We start from the raw sequence: 2,069 nt of genomic DNA, 5'->3' as shown, positions 1-2,069 counted from the left end.
AGTGCTCCTAGAACTTGCAGGCGTTCTTGACCGCGGTGATCCCGAGCAGAGCTGCGACGGCCTTGCGGTGCGCCGAGGTCATCTTCCGTCGCTTGGCGTAGGTGCGGATGAGGTTGGCGGTCTTCTTCACGCCGATGCGCTTCACCAGGCGGACTGCCGTCCAGACCTTGGTGGAGGAACCGGCGGGGGTCAGGGCGAAGACGACGCTCGCCACGGTCGCCGCGCACTTGGTGATCTTCCAGGTGGTCGACCAGAAGCCGGGGTCGATGACGATCGGGAAGGCGCTGGAGGCGTCGAACTCCACGCTCTGGACGATCTTGTTGCCGACGACCTTGTAGCTGGTGGGGATGTCGCGGCCGTTGGCGTCCTTCGCCCAGGGGGCGTCGAAGAAGGCTGCGGCTTCCCTGGCCGGTGCAACGTCGGGGTTGGTGTCGCCCGCCGAGTAGAGGGAGACGGAACCGTCGTCGTGCCTCACTACGCTCATGCCCGCGGGAATCTGGAAGCTGGTCTCGTAGGTCTTGGGCGCCGCGCTGTTCTTCAGAATGTTCAGAGTGCGCGACCCGCCGTCAGCGGTGGGCTGGACCACGGTGTCCACAGGACCGGAGGTGTTGTAGACGACGTTGCCGCCGACCTGCGTGCCCTTGGCACCGGCCTCCGGGATGGAAAGCTGGTTGGGCATGATGTCGTTCTTGATGCTGATGGACTTGTTCTTGCCGTCCCAGGGGATGGAGACGATGTTGTCCTCAGTCACAGCGATGGAGGCGTAGGTGGAGTCCGAGGACGTCGCTGCGGTGATGTCCGCAGCGTCGGAGTAGGTGTTTGCCAGTCCCAGGGTGCTCTCCGCCGCCGTGGGCTTCCATGCGGTATCGACGGTGAAGCGGACCGGGGCAGACCAGCCGTTCGCGTAGTGCTCTCCGTCGAAGGTGGTGGTGCGGAAGCTGTAGGTCTTGCCATTGGTCAGCTTGCCTGCGGGGACCTTGACCTGCGAAGTGCTGTTGGCGGCCGCGGGGGAGGCGTTGAGAGTGGTCACGACCTTCCCGGTCGCCGTGTCGGTGATCTCGTAGGTGCCCACGATGGTGTCGTCGCCGTTGGTGTCCTCGGTGGAGAACCTCAGCGTCGGGGTTGTGGAGTTGACCTTGAAGATGCCACCGGTGGAGATGAACGGTGCGCCTGCCTGCAGGTTGGTGCCGTTGTAGGGGCGGTAGTTGTACGTCACCTCCAGGGTGGGGATCTTCGTCTGATCGGCGACGTCGGCGGAGTAGAAGCGCTTCCAGGCGTAGACGTCGTCCTCGTTGGCGGCCTTGAGGGCGATGCTGCTCGTCTCCGCCTTGGCAGAGGACCAGGTCTTGGCGAGTGAGGTGACGTCGGCGGTGGCCCAGCCCTCGGTCTTGCAGGCCGCCGACTTCGTCTCCGATGAAGAAACGATCTTGTCGGTGCGTGTCGGCTGCTTCGTCCAGCGGGTGTTCTTGTCAGCGGCACCCGAGGCCCACACCTCCCAGTCGCGCTTCTCGCACGACCAGGAGTGGTAGTTCCACATCTTCAGGCTGGCCTTCGACACCAAAGCGTCGGCGAAATTCGAGGTCCGGAAGGTGAGGAAGGAACGGGCGACGCGCTTGGTGCTTCCTTCGTAGTCACCGGGCCAGCCGACCTTCAGATCGGTATTCACCGACTGGTCAGTGGTGTCGCCGCCCTGGACGAACGTATCGAAGAGGACATCGAGAGCGTCGGTGGAAGGGTCGATCGTGACCGGGTACTGGGTGTGCTCGTCGGTCAGCCACCCCGTGTCGGGCCGCAGGGAGAGCTCTGCGGTGTTGCCGCTCTGGGTCACCGTCATGGCGACCTTCTTGCGGTTGGTGTGCTCCAGCGAGCGAGCGTCGATCTGGCTGTCCCACATCGTCGGAGCGGGCATCGTCGCCACCACCTCACCGGACGCGGTGCGGAAGTCGACGCCTCCGCCGGCACCCTGTTCGGCCTTCATGCCGTCGGGGAGAACCAGCGGCATGACCAGCGGGGCCCCGTCCTTGGGCTGCTTTCGCAGTTTCAGGTACTGCTCGAAGCCTGTCCGGGTG

At 64.6% G+C, this 2,069-nt stretch carries 1 protein-coding gene; it reads right to left on the bottom strand.

What is annotated here, in order from left to right:
- Positions 1-7 precede the first annotated feature (7 nt).
- A partial coding sequence (locus tag ACZ7HQ_RS45200) for a DNRLRE domain-containing protein (protein ID WP_471003402.1) occupies positions 8-2,069 on the bottom strand: 2,062 nt, incomplete at its 5' end.

Source organism: Streptomyces sp. NPDC037290, from assembly GCF_055603245.1.
This window is presented reverse-complemented; position numbering and strand designations above follow the sequence as displayed.